Annotated in this window: 26 protein-coding genes; 15 read left to right on the forward strand and 11 right to left on the reverse strand. The window is 55.6% G+C overall.

Going from position 1 to position 23,051, the window contains the following annotated elements; all coding sequences use genetic code 11:
- Positions 1-3: 3 nt before the first annotated feature.
- The 3 genes from ACW44H_RS02115 to coaBC form a co-directional block, all read right to left on the reverse strand.
- Complete coding sequence (locus tag ACW44H_RS02115) at positions 4-1,389, reverse strand: phosphomannomutase/phosphoglucomutase (protein WP_457506515.1); 1,386 nt, start codon at positions 1,387-1,389, stop codon at positions 4-6.
- Between the two features lie 74 nt (positions 1,390-1,463).
- The gene (dut, locus tag ACW44H_RS02120; RefSeq protein ID WP_113268487.1) at positions 1,464-1,922 is read right to left on the reverse strand and encodes a dUTP diphosphatase; all 459 of its coding nucleotides are present in this window, start codon (positions 1,920-1,922) and stop codon (positions 1,464-1,466) included.
- The gene (gene coaBC / locus ACW44H_RS02125) at positions 1,919-3,265 is read right to left on the reverse strand and encodes a bifunctional phosphopantothenoylcysteine decarboxylase/phosphopantothenate--cysteine ligase CoaBC (RefSeq protein ID WP_457506517.1); all 1,347 of its coding nucleotides are present in this window, start codon (positions 3,263-3,265) and stop codon (positions 1,919-1,921) included. The genes dut and coaBC overlap by 4 nt, the downstream gene beginning before the upstream one ends.
- A gap of 170 nt (positions 3,266-3,435) precedes the next feature.
- Between coaBC and radC the strand changes: the two genes are divergently transcribed.
- The 7 genes from radC to ald all read left to right on the forward strand — a co-directional run bounded on the left by radC (position 3,436) and on the right by ald (position 8,849).
- Positions 3,436-4,110 (forward strand): RadC family protein, encoded by a 675-nt coding sequence (radC, locus tag ACW44H_RS02130; protein ID WP_113268488.1) that lies wholly within the window; start codon positions 3,436-3,438, stop codon positions 4,108-4,110.
- A gap of 258 nt (positions 4,111-4,368) precedes the next feature.
- Positions 4,369-4,605 (forward strand): 50S ribosomal protein L28, encoded by a 237-nt coding sequence (rpmB, locus tag ACW44H_RS02135; RefSeq protein ID WP_022520205.1) that lies wholly within the window; start codon positions 4,369-4,371, stop codon positions 4,603-4,605.
- Positions 4,606-4,658: 53 nt separating this feature from the next.
- Positions 4,659-4,814, forward strand: a complete 156-nt coding sequence (rpmG, locus tag ACW44H_RS02140) for a 50S ribosomal protein L33 (protein WP_007111734.1) — start codon at positions 4,659-4,661, stop codon at positions 4,812-4,814.
- Between the two features lie 157 nt (positions 4,815-4,971).
- Positions 4,972-5,811: a bifunctional DNA-formamidopyrimidine glycosylase/DNA-(apurinic or apyrimidinic site) lyase gene (gene mutM, locus ACW44H_RS02145; protein ID WP_457506520.1), complete on the forward strand. Its 840-nt coding sequence runs from the start codon at positions 4,972-4,974 to the stop codon at positions 5,809-5,811.
- Between the two features lie 87 nt (positions 5,812-5,898).
- Complete coding sequence (locus ACW44H_RS02150; protein WP_447043167.1) at positions 5,899-7,089, forward strand: class I SAM-dependent rRNA methyltransferase; 1,191 nt, start codon at positions 5,899-5,901, stop codon at positions 7,087-7,089.
- A 32-nt stretch (positions 7,090-7,121) separates the two neighbouring features.
- Positions 7,122-7,556: an acyl-CoA thioesterase gene (locus tag ACW44H_RS02155; protein WP_457506522.1), complete on the forward strand. Its 435-nt coding sequence runs from the start codon at positions 7,122-7,124 to the stop codon at positions 7,554-7,556.
- Positions 7,557-7,730: 174 nt separating this feature from the next.
- On the forward strand, positions 7,731-8,849 hold the full coding sequence (gene ald / locus ACW44H_RS02160; RefSeq protein WP_457506523.1) for an alanine dehydrogenase: 1,119 nt from the start codon (positions 7,731-7,733) through the stop codon (positions 8,847-8,849).
- Positions 8,850-8,879: 30 nt separating this feature from the next.
- Here ald and ACW44H_RS02165 read toward each other — a convergent pair whose 3' ends face one another.
- Complete coding sequence (locus tag ACW44H_RS02165; RefSeq protein WP_113268493.1) at positions 8,880-9,128, reverse strand: SlyX family protein; 249 nt, start codon at positions 9,126-9,128, stop codon at positions 8,880-8,882.
- Between the two features lie 112 nt (positions 9,129-9,240).
- On the opposite strand from ACW44H_RS02165, the gene ACW44H_RS02170 reads away from it, so the two are divergent.
- The gene (locus ACW44H_RS02170; protein ID WP_457506525.1) at positions 9,241-9,786 is read left to right on the forward strand and encodes a cold-shock protein; all 546 of its coding nucleotides are present in this window, start codon (positions 9,241-9,243) and stop codon (positions 9,784-9,786) included.
- A 110-nt stretch (positions 9,787-9,896) separates the two neighbouring features.
- On the opposite strand, the gene ACW44H_RS02175 is transcribed toward ACW44H_RS02170, so the two are convergent.
- The 7 genes from ACW44H_RS02175 to map form a co-directional block, all read right to left on the reverse strand.
- On the reverse strand, positions 9,897-10,286 hold the full coding sequence (locus ACW44H_RS02175) for a hypothetical protein (RefSeq protein WP_113268495.1): 390 nt from the start codon (positions 10,284-10,286) through the stop codon (positions 9,897-9,899).
- Positions 10,283-11,455, reverse strand: coding sequence for a succinyl-diaminopimelate desuccinylase (gene dapE, locus ACW44H_RS02180; protein ID WP_113268496.1), 1,173 nt, complete (start codon positions 11,453-11,455; stop codon positions 10,283-10,285). The genes ACW44H_RS02175 and dapE overlap by 4 nt, the downstream gene beginning before the upstream one ends.
- Entirely contained in the window at positions 11,442-12,467 is a 1,026-nt protein-coding gene (gene dapD, locus ACW44H_RS02185; protein ID WP_457506527.1) for a 2,3,4,5-tetrahydropyridine-2,6-dicarboxylate N-succinyltransferase, read from the reverse strand. The genes dapE and dapD overlap by 14 nt, the downstream gene beginning before the upstream one ends.
- Before the next feature lie 59 nt (positions 12,468-12,526).
- Positions 12,527-12,871, reverse strand: a complete 345-nt coding sequence (locus ACW44H_RS02190) for a Spx/MgsR family RNA polymerase-binding regulatory protein (RefSeq protein ID WP_457506529.1) — start codon at positions 12,869-12,871, stop codon at positions 12,527-12,529.
- Positions 12,872-12,913: 42 nt separating this feature from the next.
- Positions 12,914-14,110, reverse strand: a complete 1,197-nt coding sequence (dapC, locus tag ACW44H_RS02195) for a succinyldiaminopimelate transaminase (protein ID WP_457506531.1) — start codon at positions 14,108-14,110, stop codon at positions 12,914-12,916.
- Positions 14,111-14,199: 89 nt separating this feature from the next.
- Positions 14,200-16,875: a [protein-PII] uridylyltransferase gene (locus ACW44H_RS02200; RefSeq protein WP_457506533.1), complete on the reverse strand. Its 2,676-nt coding sequence runs from the start codon at positions 16,873-16,875 to the stop codon at positions 14,200-14,202.
- A complete protein-coding gene (map, locus tag ACW44H_RS02205; protein WP_457506535.1) occupies positions 16,875-17,666 on the reverse strand; it encodes a type I methionyl aminopeptidase in 792 nt (263 codons plus the stop codon). Before map ends, ACW44H_RS02200 begins: the two co-directional genes overlap by 1 nt.
- Before the next feature lie 2 nt (positions 17,667-17,668).
- Here map and ACW44H_RS02210 point away from each other — a divergent pair, with 2 nt between their 5' ends.
- From ACW44H_RS02210 to ACW44H_RS02240, 7 genes are all read left to right on the forward strand, one after another.
- Positions 17,669-17,875, forward strand: coding sequence for a hypothetical protein (locus ACW44H_RS02210; RefSeq protein ID WP_113268502.1), 207 nt, complete (start codon positions 17,669-17,671; stop codon positions 17,873-17,875).
- Positions 17,876-18,011: 136 nt separating this feature from the next.
- A complete protein-coding gene (rpsB, locus tag ACW44H_RS02215) occupies positions 18,012-18,761 on the forward strand; it encodes a 30S ribosomal protein S2 (RefSeq protein ID WP_240716930.1) in 750 nt (249 codons plus the stop codon).
- 228 nt (positions 18,762-18,989) lie between these two features.
- Complete coding sequence (tsf, locus tag ACW44H_RS02220; RefSeq protein WP_290695856.1) at positions 18,990-19,859, forward strand: translation elongation factor Ts; 870 nt, start codon at positions 18,990-18,992, stop codon at positions 19,857-19,859.
- 120 nt (positions 19,860-19,979) lie between these two features.
- Positions 19,980-20,759: a UMP kinase gene (gene pyrH, locus ACW44H_RS02225; protein ID WP_113268505.1), complete on the forward strand. Its 780-nt coding sequence runs from the start codon at positions 19,980-19,982 to the stop codon at positions 20,757-20,759.
- 4 nt (positions 20,760-20,763) lie between these two features.
- Positions 20,764-21,321: a ribosome recycling factor gene (gene frr, locus ACW44H_RS02230; protein ID WP_113268506.1), complete on the forward strand. Its 558-nt coding sequence runs from the start codon at positions 20,764-20,766 to the stop codon at positions 21,319-21,321.
- Between the two features lie 93 nt (positions 21,322-21,414).
- Positions 21,415-22,203 (forward strand): polyprenyl diphosphate synthase, encoded by a 789-nt coding sequence (gene uppS / locus ACW44H_RS02235; protein WP_457506538.1) that lies wholly within the window; start codon positions 21,415-21,417, stop codon positions 22,201-22,203.
- On the forward strand, positions 22,196-23,026 hold the full coding sequence (locus tag ACW44H_RS02240; protein ID WP_113268508.1) for a phosphatidate cytidylyltransferase: 831 nt from the start codon (positions 22,196-22,198) through the stop codon (positions 23,024-23,026). The genes uppS and ACW44H_RS02240 overlap by 8 nt, the downstream gene beginning before the upstream one ends.
- Positions 23,027-23,051 lie beyond the last annotated feature (25 nt).

Genomic DNA, 23,051 nt, shown 5'->3' on the forward strand with positions numbered 1-23,051 from the left:
TGATTAGTGGGATAGCTCAAGCTCCGGCGCGACGCGCTGTAGCGCGTTATTAAAAACTTTTCTGATACGTGCTAGAGCGGCATCGTCTTTACCTTCAAAGCGCATCACGAGTGCAGGTGTGGTGTTTGAAGCGCGACACAGCCCCCAGCCATCCTGGTAGTCAACGCGAATACCGTCCAACGTAGTTTTGATACCTTCGCCGAAGTCGCCCTCGCGAGCAAGCTTATCCATCAGAGAAAATTTGTTATCGTCTGTAACGGCAATATTAATTTCCGGGGTGCTCACGTCTTGGGGAAAGTCCGCAAAAAAAGTATCTGCATCATTGGGCTGGTTGGCGAGAATCTCTACCAGCCGAGCGGCAGCGTAGAGGCCATCGTCAAAACCGTACCAGCGCTCTTGGAAAAAAATGTGGCCACTCATCTCACCGCCCAACTGCGCGCCCGTCTCCCTCATGCGTGCCTTGATCAGTGAATGTCCGGTACGCCACATCTCTGGCTCGCCGCCTGCCTCGCTGATTGCTTTGATTAGGTTGCCAGTGCACTTGATATCAAAAATGACTTTGGCGCCAGGCTGGCGTGTGAGCATGTCGGCGGCAAAGACCATTAGCAGGCGGTCGGGATAAATCAGATTGCCTGTGGGCGTAACAACGCCTAAACGATCGCCGTCCCCGTCAAAGGCAAGGCCGATATCAGCATCGGTGTCTTGCACCTTGCGTATCAGGTCCTGCATGTTTTCCGGCTTGCCAGGGTCCGGATGGTGGTTGGGGAAGTTGCCATCAATCTCAGCAAAGAGCGGCACCGTTTCAATCCCAAGTCGCGCTAAGAGTTGTGGGCCCAATTCGCCTGCGACGCCATTACCACAATCTACCACCGCTTTGATCGGCCGGTTGATTGTAATGTCACCTAAAATGCGCGCTAAATAGGTTTCTCGGAGATCCTGCTGAGTGATGCTGCCTTGGCCAGTGTCCAAATTGTTTAACTGAATGCGCTCAAATAGAGCGGTAATGGCATCGCCGGAGAGCGTCTCGCCGCCAAGCACGATTTTAAAGCCGTTATAGTCTGGTGGATTGTGGCTGCCGGTAACCATCACGCCTGACTGCGTGCTTGGCAGTATATGGGTGGCAAAGTAGAGCACCGGCGTGGGTACCATGCCAATGTCGATCACGTCGCATCCTGCAGCGTTAAGGCCGCGCATCAGGGCAGCTTGTAACCTAGCGCCGGAAAGACGACCATCTCGCGCTACAGCCACGCTGGACTCGCCTCGCGCGGCGGCTTCCGAGCCCACGGCACGCCCGATCATTTCCACCGTCTCTTCGGTGAGCGTGTCATCCACGATACCGCGGATATCGTAGGCGCGAAAAATCGAGGCGGGTACGGTCTGTGCGTTCATAGGCTTCCCAGTTAAACAGACGTTTCCTTTAATAGGTTTCACGACCATGTCTTGCCAATCGCTACTGCTAATGGCTACAGACTGCCGGTGCTGCCAAACCCACCGCTGCCCCGCGAAGAGTCTTCAAAAGTATCCACCACATTGAGTTCAGCTTGGACAACAGGGACAAGCACGTACTGTGCCAGCCGATCGAAGGGAGCTAGCGTGAACACGCTTTGACCACGGTTCCAGACCGAAATCATTAGTTCTCCCTGGTAATCCGAGTCGATTAAACCCACTAAGTTACCCAGCACGATGCCATGTTTATGCCCCAAGCCTGAGCGTGGCAGGATCATGCCCGCCAGACCCGGATCTTCAATATAGATCGCAATGCCCGTGCGTACGAGCTGGCATTCACCGGGCGCTAAGGTTAGCGGCTCATCCAGTAGCGCGCGAAGATCCATTCCCGCCGAACCTTCTGTTGCGTACTGAGGTAAATAGTCTTTCAGACGCTCATCCAGCAGTTTGCACTGCAGCTGGGGGCGGGTACTCATAAGGATTCTCCAGAGGCGTTAGTAGGTGTTTTGGTCGATAGCAGCGTGAGCGCTTGTTGGATAATGGTCGCGGCCAGTTGGGTCTTCGGCTGAGGCGCTTCCGCTCGGCTCTCTACGCCTTCCGCGCTGCGCCAGAGCAACCAGGCGGCATTCTGGTCGCTGCCAAAACCAAGGCCTGCCTGGGAAACGTCGTTGGCGACGATCATATCCAGCCCTTTGCGCTGTAATTTATCGCATGCATAACGCTCAATTTCTTGGGTTTCAGCGGCAAAACCTACCACTAGCGGGCGCTGACCAGCGGGCAGCGCCGCGACACTGGCGATAATGTCGGGATTTTTAACCAGGGTCAGGGTGAGCGTGTCGTTACCGTCCTGCTTTTTGAGTTTATGCTCGGCGGGGGCTGCTGCGCGATAGTCAGCGACCGCCGCGCAGCCGATAAACAGCGCCGCTTGGGGCGCTAGACGCTGCGCTTCGCTGTGCATCTGCTCGGCAGATTCAACGTCAACCCGCGTAACGCCTTTAGGGGTGGGTAAATTCACCGGCCCGCTAATCAGCGTCACCTTGGCCCCTTGAGCCACTGCCGCTGCTGCCAAGGCAAAGCCCATTTTTCCTGAGCTGTGATTTGAGATATAGCGGACGGGGTCCAGCGGTTCCCGAGTAGGTCCGGCGGTGATCACTATATGAGGAGCACTAGCGGAGGCATGAGGAGCACTAGCGGAGGCGCCTGAATGAGGAGAAGGCGGCGCTGACAATATTGCCGTCACAGCGCTAAATATCTCTTCAGGCTCGCTCATACGGCCAGGTCCGACATCGCCGCAGGCCTGATCGCCCGCGGCAGGGCCTATCTGGTGCCAGCCGTCGTCTTGAAGCTGATCAACATTGCGCTGAGTGGCAGGGTGGCGCCACATGGCCTGGTTCATGGCTGGGGCAATCAGCTTAGGTGCTTCTGACGCTAAGCAGAGCGTGGTGAGCAAGTCGTCAGCCATGCCGTGTACCAAGCGGGCAATTAAGTCGGCGGTGGCCGGGGCGATCAGTACCACATCTGCCCAGCGGGCCAGCTCAATATGGCCCATGCCTGCTTCTGCTTCGGGGTCGAGCAAGGAGGTGCGCACCGGCTCACCGGAAAGCGCCTGAAGCGTGAGCGGGGTAATAAAGGCCTGAGCGCCATCGGTCATCACCACACGCACTGCACAGCCCGCTTGCTTGAGTAAACGCACAAGTAAAGCGCTTTTATAAGCAGCGATACCTGCACTAACCCCGAGCAGCACCCGTTTGCCAGCGAGTAGTGGTGTATTTGGGAAAGCGGTTGTCGGGGTACTTGTTGTATCAGCAACAGAAGCCATGGCAGTGATCCACATCAGCGTTCGTGAGGAGGCTTACCATACCACTGGCACCATCAATTTGGCATATTGGGGGCAAACAAGGGTAAGCTAGGTTTACTGAGGCTAATTGTGGTGGGCTGATTTGACGGCAGTTAGCGCTAATTACCAAGGCGGGCAGGGCGGAAGGTGCGATGGGAATCAATCACTGGCCAGCGGGTGAGCGGCCCCGGGAAAAGCTATTAAATACGGGTGCCCAGGCACTTTCAGACGCAGAGTTGCTAGCGATTTTTTTACGCGTCGGCGTGCAGGGACGTTCAGCGGTCGATTTGGCGAGAGATTTGCTCAGTAATTTCGGTGGCTTGCGCCAACTGCTGGAGGCGGACCAAGCAAGCTTTTGCGCTGCCCATGGGTTAGGCACTGCTAAGTATGCCCAGCTGCAGGCCACGCTTGAGTTGTCGCGGCGCCATTTGGCTAGCCAGTTGGCCCGGGGCAATGCGCTGACATCACCTGCATTAGTGCGTCATTATTTGAGCTCGCAGCTACGTCATTTAGGGCATGAGGAGTTTGCGGTGCTTTTTTTGGATACCCAGCACCGAATTATTCGCTATGAATCGCTATTTCGCGGTACCCTAGACAGCGCATCTGTTTATCCCCGCGAAGTTGCCAAGCGTGCGTTAGAACTTAGCGCTGGCGCCGTCATCCTGGCGCATAACCACCCTTCTGGTGTGGCAGAGCCAAGCGATGCTGATCGACGTATCACTGAACGCTTAAAAGACGCGCTTGCGCTGTTTGAAGTGCGCGTGTTGGATCATTTCGTGGTGGGGGATGGAGAAGTGGTTTCTTTTGCCGAGCGTGGCTGGCTGTAACCAGCATCGACGCGTAGTGCGTTACGCTATATTGACTAAGTAGAATGAGCTAACAGGCCCTTGTTTGGCCTTTTTAGCCCCTTTTGCTTGCTGTCAGCTAAGTGCTCTGGTATAAAGTGCCACCTTTAAACTTGGGTTGAATAACGGATTTGGATAAAGCTTGGCGGTTAACGGCGCCGATACCTTCCCTGCTCCGGTTTGCCCGACAGTTTTGAACACTCAGGTAATCATATCCTGGCCAAGCAGTTGGAGGCTCTAATGTCCAAAGTATGTCAGGTTACCGGCAAGCGTCCGGTAACTGGAAATAACGTTTCACACTCCCAGCGTAAGACACGTCGTCGTTTCTTGCCAAACCTGCACACCCATCGTTTTTGGGTTGAGTCTGAAAACCGTTTCGTCAAGCTGCGCGTTTCCACTAAAGGAATGCGCATCATCGACAAGAAAGGTATCGACACAGTTTTGGTCGCTATTCGTAAGCGCGGCGACGCTATCTAAGTCAGCATTTTTGGCCAAGCCTTTTGGGCCAAGCCTTTTGGGAGAGTTAAACCATGCGCGATAAAATCAAGCTGGTGTCTAGTGCCGGTACAGGCCATTTCTACACCACTGATAAAAACAAGCGGAACACCCCGGATAAGTTCGAATTCAAAAAATTCGATCCGGTTGTCCGTAAGCACGTGATCTACAAGGAAGCCAAGATCAAGTAATCGCTTTTGCGATAATGATCGGCTTTCTCTGCAGGCGAGAGCTTGTTCAAAAACCCGGCCTCAAGCCGGGTTTTTGCATGCATGCTTTTTATGCGCAGCATGCTTGGTTAATCCATCTTCATTAGGCTGTCATCACAAGCCGTTACGATGCTCAACTATGCCCGAAATGCCCGAAGTTGAAACGACCCGACGCGGGATTGCCCCTTATATTGAAGGCCAAGAAATCACCGAAGTGCTGGTGCGCCAGCCGCGGCTGCGTGTGCCCGTGCCGGATGACTTGGCTGAGCGATTGGTGGGCGCGCGCATTGGTGTCTTGAAGCGGCGCGCTAAATACCTGCAAATACCCATTCACTCCACGCCGCCATCTGGCAGTGCTGATTCTACGCTGCTGTGGCACTTGGGCATGTCGGGCAGTTTACGCATTGCTAACGTGGGTGACTTGCCTAAAAAGCATGATCACGTCGATGTGGTCACTGCTAGCGGTTATGTATTGCGCTATCACGACCCGCGTCGGTTTGGTTTTGTGGACTGGCAGGCCGATGACGAGACGCAGGACAGGCGTCTTGCACATCTGGGTCCTGAGCCTTTGTCTGATGCGTTTAACGGCAAATGGCTTTACACCCTCTCGCGTAACAAGCGAGTGGCGGTAAAGCCCTTTCTGATGGATAACCAGGTGGTGGTGGGGGCCGGTAATATCTACGCGGCAGAAGCGCTGTTTATGGCGGGCATCGATCCCCGCCGTGCAGCGGGACGAATTTCCCGCGCTCGCTACGACGCTTTATCCCTTGCCGTGAAAGAAGTGTTGGCAGCGGCGATTACGCAAGGTGGCACTACGCTGAGAGACTTTGTCAGTGGTCAGGGCGAGCCCGGTTACTTTGCCCAGCGCCTGAATGTTTACGGCCGCCACGGCCAGCCCTGTTTACGCTGTGGCGCGGAACTACGCCGCATTACGCTAGGCCAGCGCGCCAGCGTGTTTTGCCCCGGCTGCCAGCGTTGATGGCAGCCGCTAAAAACGGCGCTTGCGCTATTAATATTGATTGTTTCTTATGTGTGATTGCTTTGCCTACGTTTTTTGGAGATTGTTGTGACCCAACGCCTGCGCCTGAATAAAAATGCTGACCGCCGCCTTAAAGCGGGCCATCTATGGATTTACTCCAATGAAGTGGATATTAAAGAGACGCCGCTGAAAAATTTTGCAGCAGGCGAAACCGCTCTGGTAGAAGCTTCCAACGGGAAAGTCATGGCGGTGGCTTACGTTAACCCTCACTCGCTCATCGCTGCCCGGGTCATGTCGCGTGATCCTGAAATGCGTTTGGATCGCTCGCTGTTTGTACACCGCTTTAACCAAGCGCTGGCCCTGCGTCAGCGTCTTTATGCGCAGCCGTACTACCGTTTGATTCATGGCGAAGGTGATTTGCTGCCAGGCTTGGTGATTGATCGTTTTGGCGATGTCGTAGTGGTGCAACTTAATACGGCCGGCATGCAGGCATTAGCGGATGAGATTGTTGATGCACTAGAGAAAGTCATCAAGCCGGAAGTCATCGTCTTCCGTAACGATACCGGTGGTCGTCGCCAGGAAGGGCTTGAGGCCCACGTTGACGTCATCAAAGGTACGCTACCTGACGAGGTGGTATTGGAAGAGAACGGGGCGCGTTTTGTCGTGCCGGTGCTCAATGGTCAGAAAACAGGTTGGTTCTTCGACCACCGCGTTAACCGCGAATGGCTCAATCGCCAAGTGGCCGGTAAGCGCGTGTTGGATGTGTTCAGCTACGTAGGCGGCTGGGGCGTACAGGCAGCCGTTCATGGCGCACAAGAGGTGATGTGCCTGGACTCTTCAGGCCCAGCGCTAGAGCAAGTCGCACGCAATGCTGAACTGAATGGCGTGCAGGATAAGGTGGCTGTTAGCGAGGGCGATGCGTTTGAAGCCTTGGCAGCCTTGAAAGCTGACGGCAAAGAGTTTGATGTGGTCGTTCTTGACCCACCCGCTTTTATTAAAAAGCGCAAGGATATCCCTAACGGCGAGCGTGCCTATGCCCGCTTGAACCGCGAAGCGATGCGCTTGCTGGGGCGTGATGGCCTATTGTTGTCGGCCTCCTGCTCTATGCACCTGGCGCCTGAGCGGCTGATGGACGTAGTGCGTGGCGCGGTGCGCCATCAGGATCGTCATGGGCAGGTGATTTTTCAAGGCCACCAAGGGCCTGATCATCCCGTCCATCCGGCTATTCCTGAAACGTCTTACCTGAAAGCGTTGGGCGTGCGCGTGTTCCGCGACTAGTTCACGAGAATCAGGATAAAGAGGAGCCAAGGATGGAGTGGGCGCTGCCCGATCCGTTTGTGATCGATATTCATGTGGCTGATGAGGCGATTGATGCTTATCAGCATGTTAACAACAGCGAATATCTGCGCTGGGTCGAGCAGATCAGCTGGGCTCACTCGGAAGCGCTCGGTCTCTCGCTTGCGCGCTACCGAGAGCTTGACCGGGCCATGGTGGTTCATCGTCATGAACTGGATTACCTCGCGCCTGCTTTTGCAGGCGATGCGCTACAGCTGGCGACCTGGATTGTCGATTGCGATGAGCGCTTCAGCCTAACGCGGCGTTTTCAGCTAATGCGTACCAGGGATGCCAAAACGTTGCTTTATGCCCGCACGCGGTTTGCCTGCGTGGCACTCTCAACGGGGCGGCCCAAGCGTTTACCCGAGGAGTATCGGCGTATCTATGGCGGCGCGGTTATTGCCGAGTGACGCTAAGAGAAGTGGAATTTTTCGTGTAGAACCGGCAATCATTAGATTTTTCTCCTAAAAAACGCCTTAACCGGCGTTTTTTTTGTTTTGCATTTCCGGGGTGGTGGTCAACGTTAGCTGTGCGGTAATTTGCTTAACAAGATTGCTGACCTTTATAAGCACAGGAAAAAATCAATGAAAATCGCCGTCCCCAAAGAGATTAAAAATCACGAGTATCGTGTCGCGTTGACGCCTACTGGCGCACGTGAGTTAACCGGTCGCGGTCATCAGGTAAGCGTTCAGTCGGGAGCTGGTGATGGCGCTGGTTTTGCAGATGCTGATTTTCAAGCTGCTGGCGCGCAGATCGAAGCCAATGTGGACGCTCTGTGGCGCAATGCCGAGCTAATTCTTAAGGTGAAAGAGCCGCAGCCGGACGAGGTGGTGCGGCTCACCCCGGCGCACACGCTGTTCACCTATCTGCACCTCGCCGCTGAAGAACACCTTACTCGTGGTCTGATGGAAAGCGGTGCCACCTGTATCGCCTATGAAACGATTACCGATGCCCGTGGTGGCCTGCCGCTACTCGCTCCCATGAGTACCGTTGCAGGACGTATGGCTGTTCAGGCGGGCGCTCACAGCCTGGAAAAAGCCCAGGGCGGTGCAGGTGTACTGCTGCCGGGTGTGCCCGGTGTGGCGCCGGGAAAAGTGACTGTCATTGGTGGTGGTGTGGTGGGTGAAAATGCTGCCCGTATGGCGTTAGGATTAGGCGCAGAGGTTACCATTCTGGATAAATCCTTGGCGCGGCTGGAAGTGCTCGATGACCGCTATCAGGGGCGTATCAAAACAGTTTACTCCACGGCAGACGCGCTTGAAATTGCCACGCGCGAATCGGATATGATCATTGGCGCAGTGCTGGTGCCTGGCGCCGCTGCGCCAAAATTAATCACTCGCAGTATGCTGGCTGATATGAAGCCTGGTAGCGTGCTGGTGGATGTGGCGATTGATCAGGGGGGCTGTTTCGAAACTAGCAAGCCCACGACTCACGCCGAGCCGACCTATATTGTCGATGGGGTGGTTCACTACTGCGTAGCGAATATGCCTGGCGCGGTAGCACGTACGTCTACCCAGGGGTTGACCAACGCCACGCTGCCCTTTGTGCTCGCGCTGGCGGATAAGGGCTGGCAGCAGGCGTTGCGCGATGATCCACATTTCCTGCCAGGTCTTAACGTGCACGCTGGCCAGGTTACTTACCAAGCAGTGGCAGACGCCTTTGGGCTGGAAAGCAGCGATCCCGCGAGTGTTGTTCGAGGCTAATTAATACCTCTTGTTGGCGCTATCATTAGCTTAATAGTGTGGCGGAACATCATCCTCAGGTCGCTGGCCGCCCTGGGGTTCGCTTGCCTGGAGTGCCTGATGCTGCTCGCGCAGGCGTTCGCGCATCAAGCCACTTAGCTGCTCAAGTTTTTCCAAGCGGCGCTCCTGCTGAACCACGGCTTGATCGAGTGTGTCAAGCCAGTGCTCTTGATGCGCTAAGCGGCTTTCTAGCGATTCAACGAGTTGGGTCAGCTCAGCAGGCGATAATTCGTTGGTCATGATAACATTGCAACCTTATGTAGTAGTATGCCGGTGCTATTGGGAATGGGCCTGATAGTGCGGGTATTGTCCTTCGTCTGTTACCCATACAACAAGAGAGCTTTTATTTTCTATGAACCCAAAAGTTGTGTTTCGCTGTTTCTTAATCAGTGTATTACTTGCCGCCCCCACGCCACTTCTGCTGGCGGGGATTATTCATTTAACCGATAGTGCCCTCGCCGAGCTTTGGATGGCCGAGCTGGCAATAAGTGGAGTTAGCGGTGTCTATATTGCCGTTGCTGTAGGTTGTTTTATTGTTCTTTGTGTCGGCACATTAGCGTCTGCTGCTTTTGCGCCTTCGGTAGTGGTAGCGTCCGATGTAGTGGCCCGTTCTAAACCAGCATCACGCCAGCCTCAGGCGGCTGCTCCTGTGGAAGATGATGAGGAAGAAGACATTATCGATCCCAATGATGGCCGTGAAGAGGGGGAAGTAAAGTGGTTCAATACCAACAAAGGCTACGGTTTTATCACTCGCGATAATGGTGAAGATGTCTTTGTACATTTTCGCGCCATTCGTGGTCGTGGCCCGCGTATGTTAGCTGAAGGCCAAATTGTGCGTTACCACGTGATTAAAAATGAGCGTGGTTTGCAGGCCGACGATGTGAGCATTATAGAGTAAACTAACAATCTAATTTGGTATTACCAGCTTAGCATTGCGAGATATTATTGACAGTTGGATAGCAAACGACCCCGCCTCGGCGGGGTCGTTTACGTTTATAGGAAGCTCTTTTAGCGACCTGAATCAGGCCACTCTATGGCGCCTTCCTTGCCGCCGGGCAGTACTTGCCAGAAACGGTCGGGGTCATCGCCAGGGTTCCAGCCGCCCAACGAGCAGCGCACTTCGGTCTGCAGTGCCTCAGCGGCTTGTTGGGCACACTCTTGATCGGTCAACCAAGGCGTGTGGTTGCTATCAAACCATAGGCTGGCAAATCCATCGGCGGCTTTGTCTACTAATAACACCGGTACGCAGTCGCCCTGATACTGACCCCGGGTTTGCCATTTGCCTTTGCCTGCTGGGCTAAGCGGCGGCGCTATTAACGTGCTTTTTAGCCACTCATTAAGGGCATCTAACGAAACGTTGGCCAGGTAAATTTCTATATCGGGATAACGCTCCATCATACGCTTACCTCGCCGGGCGTGAGCAGTGCTTGCAGCGTTGCCTCGTAAACCCGGCTTAAATCGTCCAGGTCGCTGGCGCGAACGCGTTCATTGACCTTGTGAATGGTATCGTTGAGCGGGCCTAATTCGACCACCTGAGCACCCAGGGTAGCAATAAAGCGACCATCCGAGGTGCCGCCGCTGGTAGAGAGCATCGGGCGTTGCCCCGTCACGGCCTCAACGCCTTTGATAGCGGCATCGACAAGCTCGCCTTCAGCGGTCAGGAAAGGCTCGCCGTTAAGCGTCCAGTCTATCTGATACGCCAAGCCATGGTGCGCGAGAATAGCCTCGGTACGTGCCTTGAGCTCATCAGAGGTCACTTCGGTCGAGAAACGGAAGTTAAACACTACTTCCACATCGCCAGGGATTACATTGGTAGCCCCGGTGCCTGCCCGTAGGTTGGAAATCTGAAAGCTGGTGGCGGGGAAGAATGCGTTCCCCGCATCCCAGTGCTCGTTCACAAGCGCATCGAGTGCTGGCATTGCCTGATGAATAGGATTGCGCGCTAAATGCGGATACGCGACGTGGCCTTGTATGCCCTTGATATGGAGCGTAGCCCCTAGCGAGCCGCGACGACCGTTTTTGATCACATCGCCCAGGCGCGCGGTCGAGGATGGCTCGCCGACAATGCAGTAATCAAGGCGTTCATTGCGCTCGCGTAGATGCTCAACCACTGCGCGGGTGCCATCGATCGCTGGGCCTTCCTCATCGGAGGTGATCAAAAAGGCAATACGGCCATCGTGGTTGGGGTGGAGGGCTACAAAGCGCTCAACGGCGGTTAGCATTGAGGCGAGGCTGCCTTTCATGTCGGCAGCACCGCGCCCACATAGCATTCCCTCGTCATCGATACAGGGCTCGAACGGTGGGTACTGCCAGTTGATATAGGGGCCGCTGGGCACCACGTCGGTGTGACCAGCAAAAGCCACAACGGGGCCATGATGGCCGCGTATTGCCCAAAAATTTTTCACATCACCAAACGGCAGCCGCTCAATATGAAAACCGAGTGCTGTTAAGCGCTCAATCATGAGCTCCTGGCAGCCTTCGTCATCCGGCGTTACCGAGGGTCGGCGCAGTAGCTCAAAGGCAAGTTGCAGCGTGGGTGACAGCGCTTCAGGCTCAGTTATGGGCATGCAGCGCCTCGTTCAGGGCGATAGCACTTTTGTTGGTCAAGCACTCAATGCGACCATTCTGCGAATTGCGGCGCCACAGCTGATCGTCTTGACCGGCAAGCTCGCGAGCGGCGACGGTATTCACTTCCTGGCCCTGGTCATCCAGCAGGGTCACTTTGGAGCCTGCCGTGATATAAAGGCCTGCTTCCACCGTGCAGCGGTCGCCTAGCGGAATGCCGATGCCCGCGTTGGCGCCGATTAAACAGCCTTCGCCGACTTTAATCACGATATTGCCGCCGCCGGAGAGCGTGCCCATGGTCGAGCAGCCGCCACCGAGATCCGAACCTTTACCCACCATCACGCCCGCCGAAATGCGGCCTTCGACCATGCCCGGGCCTTCGGCGCCTGCATTGAAGTTGACGAAGCCTTCGTGCATCACGGTGGTGCCTTCGCCCAGGTAAGCGCCCAGCCGCACGCGGGCGGTATCGCCGATGCGGATGCCGGTAGGCACGACGTAGTCGGTCATTTTGGGGAATTTGTCAACGCAATCCACGGAGAGTGCGCGCCCCGCCATGCGCGCCTTCAACCGGCGTGCGGGCAGCTCTTCAATATCAATCGCGCCTTCGTTGGTCCAGGCAATATTGCGTAACAGGCCAAACATGCCGGTTAGATCCACTCCGTGGGGCTTCACTAAGCGGTGGGAGAGCAGGTGCAGTTTGAGGTACACCTCGGGAGCTGTTTGCGGCGGCTGGTCGGTTTCTAGGAACATGGCAACCAACGGCCGCTGGCTAGCAGAAAGCGCTTCAGCAAGCTCCGCCTGGGCAGAGTGCCCAGTGGCTTCTAGCGCTTTTGCTAAGCGTGTGCAGTCTTCTGGCAAAAAGCTAATGGCGGCGTTGCCTTGGGGAGCGTCCAGGGCTTGCTGAGCGGCCTCCACCAAGCTTGCCGACGGGTTGAGCAATGGTGCCGGATAGTAGATTTCCAGCCAGTCGCCCTGGGTGTTTTGGGTGCCGATTCCAAGCGCAAAGCTCAACATAATAGTGTTTCCTGTAGTGATCAGTCGGGGAAGAATAAAGAGTGAGAGCGGCTAAGCGATTAACCGCTCAGCTTGTCGTAATCGCCGTCGCGGTAGCCAACCAAAATGGTCGAGTCGTCTACTTCCAGTAGCGGTCGCTTCAGTAGCGTGGGATGTTTCATCAGTATCTGGCGGGCAGACGTATCAAAGGCGTCTTTCTCTTCTTGAGGGAGGTCGCGCCAGGTTTTGCTGCGCTTGTTGACGACATCGACAAGCGGTACACGTTCTAAAATATGCTCAAGCAGACCCGCCGAAAGGCCATCTTTGCGCAGGTCGTAGGTCTTGAACGCAATACCTTTGCCTTCCAACGCTTTTCGCGCCTTACGACAGGTGTCGCAGGTATTAATAATGTAGAGCGTCAGCATACAGCCTCCTTAAAGAACGGTTGAGCGGATTTGGCTATTCAGCTAGCCGCGCTCAATCAGATGACGAATACGCTGTGCCGCTTCCAGCGTTGGCGCCAATTCGGCCACCAGTGCTAACCGCACGCGCCCAGCACCTGGGTTAATGCCGTTTGCTCCCGTGCGCCCCATTAAGCTGCCGGGCAGCACGCTAACATGTTGTTCGGTAAACAGGCGCTGGGTGAAAGCAATGTCGTCGCCACCCGGTACTGCGGGCCAGAGATAGAAACTAGCCTGAGGCGCAGGGAAGCTCATGACAGGCGCAAGCACATCGGTCACCGCGCTAAATTTCTCCCGGTAGGCGTCGCGATTAGCACGCACATGCTGCTCATCCTGCCAAGCGGCGATAGAGGCGTGCTGAATAGGCAGCGACATGGCGCAGCCATGGTAGGTGCGGTAGCGCTTAAACGGCGTTAGCAGGGCGGCATCGCCCGCCACAAAACCCGAGCGCAGGCCGGGCAAGTTAGAGCGTTTGGAGAGCGAGTGAAACACGACGCAGCGATGGTAGTCATCGCGGCCCAGCTCGGCGCAGGCTTGTAATAGCCCAGGTGGTGGGGCGGTCTCGTCCAGATACAGCTCCGAATAACACTCGTCTGAGGCGATGATAAAGTCATGCTCATCGGCAAGGGCGATGAGCTGCTTGAACTCCTCAAGAGGCGTCACTGCGCCGGTGGGGTTGCCCGGTGAGCAGATAAACACTATCTGCACCTCGCGCCACGTAGCGGCAGGCACCGCACTAACGTCAGGTCGAAAATTGTTCTCAGCGGTGCAGTCCAAATAGAGCGGCTCACCGCCCGCCAGCAGCGTTGCACCTTCGTAAATCTGATAAAACGGATTGGGTACCGCGACTTTAGCTGGCCGTGTGCGATCCAGGGCTGCCTGTACAAAGGCAAAGATTGCCTCCCGGGTGCCGTTGACCGGAACGACGTGCCGTTCGCTGTCGAGTTCGCGTAGCTGAAAGCGTTGGGTTGCCCAATGGGTAATGGCTTCACGAAGCGCTGGCAGGCCATTGGTGGCGGGGTAGCGGGCCATTTCCAATTGGTGCGCTACTAATGCTTCCAGCGCTGCGGAGTAGGGAGCATGTTGAGGCTCACCGATGGTCAGCGGAATATGCGCTAAGTCAGTGGGTGGCGTTAACTCGGCTTTCAGCGCGGCCAGCTTTTCAAACGGGTAGGGATGCAGGGCGTCAAGATCGGCGTTCATGATGTGTCCGTTGATGGCTGGCGGCGTAAACCGACGATTATAGGCAAGCCCCGGTACAGGCTCAAACCTAACCGGGGTTGCGAAGAGGCTTAAACCCCTAACACTTCAATCAGCCGCTCGCGTAGCTGCTGTTGGCGTTCAGGGTCGGTCAGTGGTTCGCCTGCCTTGGTGGTGATGAAAAACACGTCTTCCACCCGCTCGCCAAGGGTGGCGATTTTCGCCGCGGACAGCGAGATATCCTGCTCCATGAAGATTCGCCCCACGCGAGCTAGCAGGCCGGGGCGGTCGGGGGCCGTTAGTTCTAGCATGGTGCGCTCATTGGCCGGGTCCTGCTCAATCAGCACTTCCGTGGGTACCTTGAAATGCTTGAGCTGGCGCGGCGTGTGGCGCGTGACGATATCTGGATAATCATCGGGGTCATCGAGCTCTTCGACCAAGTGCAGGCGCATCTCCTCAATGTGCGCAGGGTCGCGAATCGGTTGGCCGTGGCTGTCGAGCACAATAAAGGTATTCAGCGTCCAGTCGTTGTGGGAAGTGGCGATGCGGGCGTCGTGGATCGATAGCCCCAGTTGCTCCATGGCAGCGGCGGTGGCGGCGAACAGATCATCCACCGAACGGGTGTGGATAAACACCTTTGTGCCGCCTTCGGCCATATCGGCGGTGGGGGCGCTGATCAGCACCAGCGGCAGCGGCGACTGGTTATGATTGAGGATGCCTTGGGTCTGCCAAACGATTTCGCTGGGGGCGTACTGCAGGAAGTAGTCTTCCCCTAGCGATTCCCAAAGATGATCGATTTGCTCACGATTAACGCCGATGGTTTGCAGCAAAGAGCGTGCTTCGGTTCGCGTTTCCCGCACCCAGTCGTCGCGGTCGGGCGGATTGTTCAGGCCGCGGCGCAGGGCACGCTTGGTCTCGGCATGCAGTTGACGCAGCAGCGACGCCCGCCAGCCGTTCCACAGTGTCGGGTTGGTCGCATTGATATCGGCCACGGTGAGAACATACAGGTAGTCGAGGCGGGTTTCATTACGCACCACCAGGGCAAAATCACGAATTACATCGGGGTCGCTAATGTCGCGCTTTTGCGCGGTCATCGACATCAATAAATGATGCTCCACCAGCCAGCTGACCAGATTGGTATCATGGGGCGAAACATGATGCCGCTGGCAGAACTGTTCGACGTCCCGGGCGCCAATTTCCGAGTGGTCACCGCCGCGCCCCTTGCCAATGTCGTGAAACAGGCCGGCCATCCACAGTAGATCGAGCTTGGGAAGCTGCTGCATCAGTGCTGCCGCCACCGGGAAGTCGCCTTTCGCTTCTGGTTTGCGGAAGCCGTGTAAAAACTTGAGTAACCGCAGGGTGTGGGCATCAACGGTATAGATGTGAAACAGGTCGTGCTGCATTAGGCCTACGGCGCGACCAAATTCGGGCAGGTATTTGCCCAAAATGCCGTAGCGGTTCATGCGTCGGAGCTGGCGCGGCACGTTGCCGGGGGCGCGCATAATGGCCATAAACAGTCGTTGGTGGCGCGGATCGTCCCGGTAGTGGTCGTCAATCTGATGGCGGTGGTCGCGAATCAGCCGGATAGTGTCGGCGCGTACCCCTTCGATCTCAGGGTGCTTGGCCATCAGCAGAAACAGCTCCAGCATGGCGGCGGGCCGCTCGCGAAAAAGGTTGCGTGAGCGCACCTGAATATAGCCGCCTTTGGTCTCGAAGCGCTCATTCAGCTTGACAGTCTCCAGCGCTTCTTTTCCACGTAGGATCACTTCGTCGAAGTGTTGCAGCAGCATGTCGTTGAGGCCCGCCAGCGCAGTGACATGCCGGTAGTAGCGCTTCATAAACTGCTCGACCGCCAGACGTTCCGGGGTATCGCGGAAGCCGAACATTTCGGCGATGGTGCGCTGGTGGTCAAACAGCAGGCGGTCTTCGGCGCGGTCGGTAATCATGTGCAGGGCATAGCGCACCTGCCACAAGAAGGCCTGCCCCTGGCTCAAGATGCGCAGTTCGGCATCATTCATAAAGCCGTTGGCGACGATATCGGTGTAATGCTCGGTACCGAAGTGGCGCTTGGCCACCCAGCCGATCATCTGAATGTCACGCAGCCCGCCTGGCGAGCTTTTGAGGTTTGGCTCCAGGTGATACTCAGAGTTGTTGTAGCGGTAGTGGCGGGCAATTTGCTCCTGCCACTTGGCCTCAAAGAAGCGGTCAGCGGGCCAAATGTGCTCGGCACTAAGGCGCTCGCGCATCGCTTCGCGCAGGCTTTCTGGCCCCGCAATCAGGCGAGATTCGAGCAGGTTGGTGATCACCGTGACATCCGCTTCGGCTTCCCGCTCACAGTCGCTAAGCGAGCGAACGCTATGACCAATTTCCAAGCCAATATCCCACAAGAAGGTGATAAAGGCGGTCAGCGGTTCGCGGTAGGCGGTGTCGTCGTCCTGCGCCAGCAGTAGCAGCAGATCGATATCCGAGTGGGGGTGTAGCTCACCACGGCCATAGCCGCCTACCGCCACCAGCGCAATACCTTCATCGGGCCACACATGCTGCGCCCAGGCAATCGCCAGCAACTGGTCCAAGTACCAGGCGCGGCCACGCACAAGGTCGCGAATATCCGCACCGGCGCGAAATTGATCGTCCAGACGCGCCTGTAGCTCGCGCAGTGCGGCCTTGAAGGGCGCTACCGGCGAGCGTGAACCGGCAAGCTCGGTGCGGAAAAGATCCAGGTCGAAAAGCGTGGTGTCCGGCTCAAACCGGTGGTGGTGTAATAGCATCAGTTGGTTAGAAAACTGAAGTCTTCATCGCCACGCGCGGTCAGTACTTCTACACCGCCCTCGGTCACCAGCAGCGTGTGTTCCCACTGTGCTGAAAGGCTGCGGTCTTTGGTGACGGCGGTCCAGCCATCGCGCAGTACCTTGGTTTTATAACCGCCGACGTTAATCATCGGCTCGATGGTAAAGCACATGCCTGCAGCGAGCTTAATGTCGGCATCCGGTGCGTAGCCATCATAATGTAAAAACTGCGGCTCTTCGTGGAAATCAGCGCCGATGCCGTGGCCGCAGAAGTCGCGCACCACCGAGTAGCCGCTGCTTTCGGCATGCTTTTGAATCACGCGGGCAAGCTCCGAAAGGCGCACGCCAGGCTTCACCAGCTCAATGCTTTTATACAGGCACTCCTGAGTAATGCGACACAGCCGTTCGCCCTGAATCGTCTCACCTACTACGAACATCACGCTGGAGTCGCCGTGATAGCCGTCTTGGGTCTTAACGGTGATATCCAGGTTCATGATGTCGCCATTTTTGAGCTTCTTGGCGTCGTCGGGGATGCCGTGGCACACCACATGGTTAATCGACGTGCAGGTCGCTTTGGGAAAACCATGGTAGTTCAGCGGTGCAGGGGCTGAGCCCAGCTCGTTAACAATATACTCATGACAGAGACGGTCGATTTCCCCCGTGCTAATGCCTGCCTGGATATGAGGTGTGATCATTTCAATCACGCTAGCCGCTTGGCGCCCGGCTTCGCGCATGTGTTCGACTTCAGAAGGCGTCTTGATAGGAACGTTCATGAATGCTCGATATGAATGCAGAATGGAAAATTGAATGGCGCAATTTAAGACCGTCAAACGGGGTGCGACTTCATCTTGGCAATGATCTATGGTATAAAGCCGCGCGCTTTCCTGCAATCGTGATTCCGAGCTTCTTGGCTGGGAAGGACGCAGTAGGGCAGGGCGATGAATCCGCATTATGCCTCTCAAGAGACGCAATGCTTGATTAATCACTAAAAACATCAAGCCTTAAAAACACACATGCACCGGCACATGGTCCCGGGTGCCGCTGGCAGCGTCTAACGTGGTCAACGGTCGGATCCATGGGGTGCGTGGAGGCCTAACCCGAGTTTTAGGAGTTCTACCATGTCTCACGTTAATATGCGTGACCTGCTTAAAGCAGGTGCTCACTTCGGCCACCAGACCAAGTACTGGAACCCGAAAATGAGCAAATTTATCTTCGGCGCGCGCAACAAGATTCACATCATCAACCTCGAGCACACCCTTCCGGCGCTGAACGAAGCGATCGATGTGGTCGAGAAGATGGCGGCATCCAACAACAAAATTTTGTTTGTTGGCACCAAGCGCAGCGCAAGCAAGGTAATTAAAGAAGAAGCTAACCGTGCTGGTCAGCCGTTCGTCAACCATCGCTGGTTGGGCGGCATGTTGACTAACTTCAAGACCATTCGTCAGTCGATTAAGCGTCTGCGTGATCTTGAAACCATGCGCGAAGACGGCACGTTCGAGAAGCTGACCAAGAAAGAAGTCTTGATGGCGACTCGCGAGCAGGACAAGCTTGAGCGTTCTATCGGCGGTATCAAGAACATGGGCGGCCTGCCGGACGCACTGTTCGTGATTGACGTTGACCACGAGCGCATCGCGATCAACGAAGCCAACAAGCTGGGCATCCCGGTTATCGGCGTGGTGGATACTAACTCCAACCCCGATGGCGTTGATTACGTAATCCCAGGCAACGATGACTCTATCCGCGCTATCCAGATTTACGTTAAAGCGATTGCGGATGCGTGTGGTCGTGCCAAAGAAGGCAACGCTCAAGAGTTCGTTGAAGTGACCGAAGAGGCCGCTGCAGCTGAAGACAACACTGCCGCTGAGTAAGTGCAGCAGTGGGTGCGGTAAGCAGAAGTGCCGCATCAAGATAAAGGGGGCTATGCCCCCTTTTTCCCGCGAAAGGTGAAACGCCTGGGCGGAAGAATTTGCCGGCACTCGATACCGGCCCCGCAATACAGAGAGACATAGGGCAGCGTGATACATGATGGTCATTTATCATACCTATACTCTGTGTTGCGTTTAACTCTCATAGAACCATTTCAGAGGTGAATTCTCATGGCAGCTATCAGCGCCTCTCAGGTCAAGGAACTTCGCGAACGTACCGGTCTCGGCATGATGGAGTGTAAAAAAGCACTCACCGAAACCGACGGTGATATCGAAGTTGCAATTGAAAACCTGCGTAAAAGCTCAGGCCTAAAAGCGGCTAAGAAAGCCGACCGCATCGCCGCCGAAGGCGTTGTGGTAACGCGTGTAGCGGAAGACGGTAGCTACGGCGTAATGGTCGAAATCAACTCCGAGACTGACTTTGTTGCTCGTGATGACAACTTCATCGCGTTTGCCGACAAGATCGCCGGTGCTTTCTTCACTGCAAAAAGCGAAGATGTCGCCGCTGTTATGGCGGGCGATCTGGAAACGGCGCGCGAGCAGTTGGTTCAAAAAATCGGTGAGAACATTGGCGTGCGTCGTGCCGTTGTGGTCGACGCTGCTGACGGTGGCTTGGTCGGTGAGTACGTCCACGGTGGCCGCATTGGCGTTTTGACCGTGCTGACCGGTGGCTCATCGGAAGTTGCGAAAGATGTGGCCATGCACGTGGCGGCGATCAATCCCTCCGTTGCCCATCCGGAAAACATGCCTCAGGAAGAGCTGGACGCTGAAAAAGCGATTATCCTGGCACAGCCTGATATGGCTGGTAAGCCGGAGCAGATCGCTGAGAAAATGGTTCAGGGCCGCTTGAAAAAGTACCTGGCTGAAAACAGCCTGACCGAGCAGCCGTTTGTGAAAGACCCGAACCAAACCGTTGCTGAGTTCGTCAAAGCGGCGGGTGGCGAAGTGGTTGGTTTCACTCGCTTTGAAGTGGGCGAAGGCATCGAGAAAGAAGAAGTCGATTTCGCCAAGGAAGTTATGGAACAGGCTGGCCGTCGCTGAGGTCAGAGGTTTCAGTAAAAAGATGGCGTGCGCGTAAGCGCACGCCTTCGCGTATCCGGCCCTTGTATAAAGTGGGCTGCCCCACCTGCCTATGTTCAGGTCTGCCTCAGGAGAGATGCTATGTCACGTGATGTTCAAGAGCCTACCCCCCACGTAGCACCCAGCAAAGGCAACGTTGAGAGTTCGAAGTCAAAATACAAGCGTATTTTGCTCAAGCTTTCTGGCGAAGCGCTGATGGGTGAGCATGATTTTGGTATTGACCCGAAGGTACTTGACCGCATGGCGTTGGAAATTGGCCAGCTCGTCGGCATTGGGGTACAAGTGGGTATCGTGATTGGCGGTGGCAACTTGTTCCGCGGTGCGGCACTCAATGAAGCGGGCATGGACCGTGTTACCGGCGACCATATGGGAATGCTGGCGACTGTAATGAATGCGCTGGCGATGCGCGACGCTTTAGAGCGCTCCAACATCCGTTCGCGAGTCATGTCGGCCATTCCGATGAGCGGCGTGGTAGAGCACTACGATCGGCGAACCGCTATTCGTTATTTAACCTCCGGGGACGTCGTGTTGTTTTCTGCAGGAACAGGTAACCCCTTTTTCACCACCGATTCCGCTGCCTGTTTGCGTGGTATTGAAGTGGATGCGGATGTGGTGATTAAAGCGACCAAAGTCGATGGTGTTTACAATAAAGACCCGGTAAAAAATACCGATGCTGTGAAGTATGACCAGCTCTCTTACGATGACGCCCTGGATCAAAAATTGGGCATTATGGATTTGACCGCTATCTGCCTGGTACGTGACCATAATATGCCGGTGCGGGTATTTGATATGAATAAGCCTGGTGCCCTACTGAATATGGTTGTAGGGGGCAAGGAAGGCACGCTGATATACAGAGGGTAATGACGTGATCAACGATATTAAGAAAGATGCCGAATCGCGCATGAAAAAAAGCGTTGAGGCGCTGCACAGTAACTTTAATAAAATTCGTACCGGCCGTGCTCATCCGAGCATTTTAGACGCCGTGACTGTGGATTATTACGGTAGCCAAGTACCGCTTAGCCAAGTGGCGTCGGTCAACGTTGAAGATGCTCGTACGCTGACGATTGCGCCTTGGGAACAGGGCATGGTTCAGAAAATCGAAAAGGCCATTATGACCTCGGACCTTGGCCTTAACCCGGCCAGCGCAGGTAACGTGATCCGTGTGCCGATGCCGATGCTCACTGAAGAAACTCGCAAAGGCTACATCAAGCAAGCGCGTAGCGAAGCAGAAAACGCGCGTGTTGCCGTTCGCAACGTGCGCCGCGATGCTAACGGTGATTTCAAATCATTGTTGAAAGATAAAGATATTACTGAAGACGACCAGCGTGAAGGTGAAGATGCGATCCAAAAGCTGACCGATAAATATATTGCTGAAATCGATAAGGCGCTGGCCGCGAAAGAGCAGGATCTCATGCAGGTTTAAACTGTATTTAATTCAGCCACGGGCAGCTTATGCTGCCCGTTTTGCCACACTCTGGCTGGTTTTTTTTATGACTGATCTTTGGGACGAGAAATCATGACGTCACCGCAGCTTCCTGGAGAGCAGCCGGACGACGCCTACTTGCCTTCTCACACAGGGGAGGCTCCGCCGTCGCACGTGGCCATCATTATGGATGGTAATAACCGCTGGGCGCGCGCACGTGGGCTTTCGGGAGTGCGCGGACACCGTGCAGGCGTCGAAACCGTTCGCGCGGTAATTCAGCGAGCTGCCGAGCGCGATGTGCAAACGCTGAGCCTGTTTGCTTTCTCCAGTGAAAACTGGAAACGCCCAGCGGCGGAAGTCAATGCGTTGATGGAGCTGTTTTTGATGGCGCTGAAGCGGGAAGTCAAAAAGCTCAATGAGCGTAATGTTCGCCTCTCTATTATTGGCGAACAGCGCGGCTTTTCCCACGCGATTCAAAAGCATATTCAGCGTGCTGAAGCGTTAACTGCTCACAATACGGGGATGCACCTTGTCATTGCCGCCAATTATGGTGGACAGTGGGAGATCGCCCGTGCGGCGCGCACGTTAGCGGAGCAGGTGGCGGCCGGCGAATTAGCACCTTCAGAGATTGACGAAGCGTGCTTTGACACCGCCATAGGTATGAATGATGTGCCACCGGTGGATTTGTGTATACGTACCAGTGGTGAACAGCGGCTGTCCAATTTTATGCTTTGGCAGTTGGCCTATGCAGAACTGCACTTTTCACCGCTGTTATGGCCTGATTTCGGAGCAGACGCGTTTGATGCGGCATTAAATGACTTCTGTCAGCGTCGTCGTCGCTTTGGTATGACAGACGAACAAATAGAGGCGCAAGGTGCTTAAACAGCGGATTATCACCGCAGCCTGGCTCGCACCGCTGGTGTTGGTTGGCCTGTTTGGATTAGAGGGTGGCGCCTTTGCGCTGTTTACCGCGCTCATTGTGCTACTCGGCACTTGGGAGTGGACCAATCTCGCTGGGATTACCCAGACAGTGCAGCGGGCTCAGTCAGTTGCCGTGGTGGCGGTGTTGATGCTCATCATGTGGTTGATGGGGGCTGCCACCGCAATATGGCCGCTTTGGTTGGCAGCTGCGGGCTGGCTACTAAACCTTTTCTGGGTGGCGCGTTATCCTGCGGCAGGAGAGCAGTGGCAAGCTTCCGTACGGCGCTTGGCAATGGGACTATGGGTGCTATTGCCCTGCTGGGTGGGCTTTAACGTTCTACGCGAGAGCGGTATGGCGTGGCTGTTATTTGTGCTGCTGCTGGTCTGGTGTGCTGATATCGGTGCCTACTTTGTGGGACGTGCCTGGGGTAAGCGAAAACTCGCCCCCCACGTCAGCCCTGGCAAATCATGGGAAGGTGTTTACGGCGGCTTAGCGACAACGGCGCTTCTCGCCATTGTGTTTGCCGTAGGGCTGTCACTGGATATGGCCGGGAGCCTCACGCTCATTTTGGTGACGGCAATCGTTACGTTGACGTCTGTGCTTGGGGATCTGCTGGAAAGTATGCTGAAGCGTCACCGTAATATTAAAGACTCGAGCCAGTTGCTTCCTGGCCACGGTGGTGTTCTGGACCGTATCGATAGCCTGACGGCGGCAATTCCGCTGTTTGCACTGTTTTATCTTGAGGTACTGGTGCCTGTGTTGGCTCAGGGGCAGGCGTTATGAGTCAGCGAGCACCCCAACAAACTGC

This window comes from Vreelandella sulfidaeris Esulfide1 (assembly GCF_054072535.1).

What these genes read in the sequence shown, in the direction of transcription:
- ACW44H_RS02115 (WP_457506515.1), bottom strand. Translation starts at nt 1,389, where the DNA reads ATGAACGCACAGACCGTACCCGCCTCGATTTTTCGCGCCTACGATATC.
- dut (WP_113268487.1), bottom strand. Translation starts at nt 1,922, where the DNA reads ATGAGTACCCGCCCCCAGCTGCAGTGCAAACTGCTGGATGAGCGTCTG.
- coaBC (WP_457506517.1), bottom strand. Translation starts at nt 3,265, where the DNA reads ATGGCTTCTGTTGCTGATACAACAAGTACCCCGACAACCGCTTTCCCA.
- radC (WP_113268488.1), top strand. Translation starts at nt 3,436, where the DNA reads ATGGGAATCAATCACTGGCCAGCGGGTGAGCGGCCCCGGGAAAAGCTA.
- rpmB (WP_022520205.1), top strand. Translation starts at nt 4,369, where the DNA reads ATGTCCAAAGTATGTCAGGTTACCGGCAAGCGTCCGGTAACTGGAAAT.
- rpmG (WP_007111734.1), top strand. Translation starts at nt 4,659, where the DNA reads ATGCGCGATAAAATCAAGCTGGTGTCTAGTGCCGGTACAGGCCATTTC.
- mutM (WP_457506520.1), top strand. Translation starts at nt 4,972, where the DNA reads ATGCCCGAAATGCCCGAAGTTGAAACGACCCGACGCGGGATTGCCCCT.
- ACW44H_RS02155 (WP_457506522.1), top strand. Translation starts at nt 7,122, where the DNA reads ATGGAGTGGGCGCTGCCCGATCCGTTTGTGATCGATATTCATGTGGCT.
- ald (WP_457506523.1), top strand. Translation starts at nt 7,731, where the DNA reads ATGAAAATCGCCGTCCCCAAAGAGATTAAAAATCACGAGTATCGTGTC.
- ACW44H_RS02165 (WP_113268493.1), bottom strand. Translation starts at nt 9,128, where the DNA reads ATGACCAACGAATTATCGCCTGCTGAGCTGACCCAACTCGTTGAATCG.
- ACW44H_RS02170 (WP_457506525.1), top strand. Translation starts at nt 9,241, where the DNA reads ATGAACCCAAAAGTTGTGTTTCGCTGTTTCTTAATCAGTGTATTACTT.
- ACW44H_RS02175 (WP_113268495.1), bottom strand. Translation starts at nt 10,286, where the DNA reads ATGATGGAGCGTTATCCCGATATAGAAATTTACCTGGCCAACGTTTCG.
- dapE (WP_113268496.1), bottom strand. Translation starts at nt 11,455, where the DNA reads ATGCCCATAACTGAGCCTGAAGCGCTGTCACCCACGCTGCAACTTGCC.
- dapD (WP_457506527.1), bottom strand. Translation starts at nt 12,467, where the DNA reads ATGTTGAGCTTTGCGCTTGGAATCGGCACCCAAAACACCCAGGGCGAC.
- ACW44H_RS02190 (WP_457506529.1), bottom strand. Translation starts at nt 12,871, where the DNA reads ATGCTGACGCTCTACATTATTAATACCTGCGACACCTGTCGTAAGGCG.
- dapC (WP_457506531.1), bottom strand. Translation starts at nt 14,110, where the DNA reads ATGAACGCCGATCTTGACGCCCTGCATCCCTACCCGTTTGAAAAGCTG.
- ACW44H_RS02200 (WP_457506533.1), bottom strand. Translation starts at nt 16,875, where the DNA reads ATGCTATTACACCACCACCGGTTTGAGCCGGACACCACGCTTTTCGAC.
- map (WP_457506535.1), bottom strand. Translation starts at nt 17,666, where the DNA reads ATGAACGTTCCTATCAAGACGCCTTCTGAAGTCGAACACATGCGCGAA.
- ACW44H_RS02210 (WP_113268502.1), top strand. Translation starts at nt 17,669, where the DNA reads ATGCTCGATATGAATGCAGAATGGAAAATTGAATGGCGCAATTTAAGA.
- rpsB (WP_240716930.1), top strand. Translation starts at nt 18,012, where the DNA reads ATGTCTCACGTTAATATGCGTGACCTGCTTAAAGCAGGTGCTCACTTC.
- tsf (WP_290695856.1), top strand. Translation starts at nt 18,990, where the DNA reads ATGGCAGCTATCAGCGCCTCTCAGGTCAAGGAACTTCGCGAACGTACC.
- pyrH (WP_113268505.1), top strand. Translation starts at nt 19,980, where the DNA reads ATGTCACGTGATGTTCAAGAGCCTACCCCCCACGTAGCACCCAGCAAA.
- uppS (WP_457506538.1), top strand. Translation starts at nt 21,415, where the DNA reads ATGACGTCACCGCAGCTTCCTGGAGAGCAGCCGGACGACGCCTACTTG.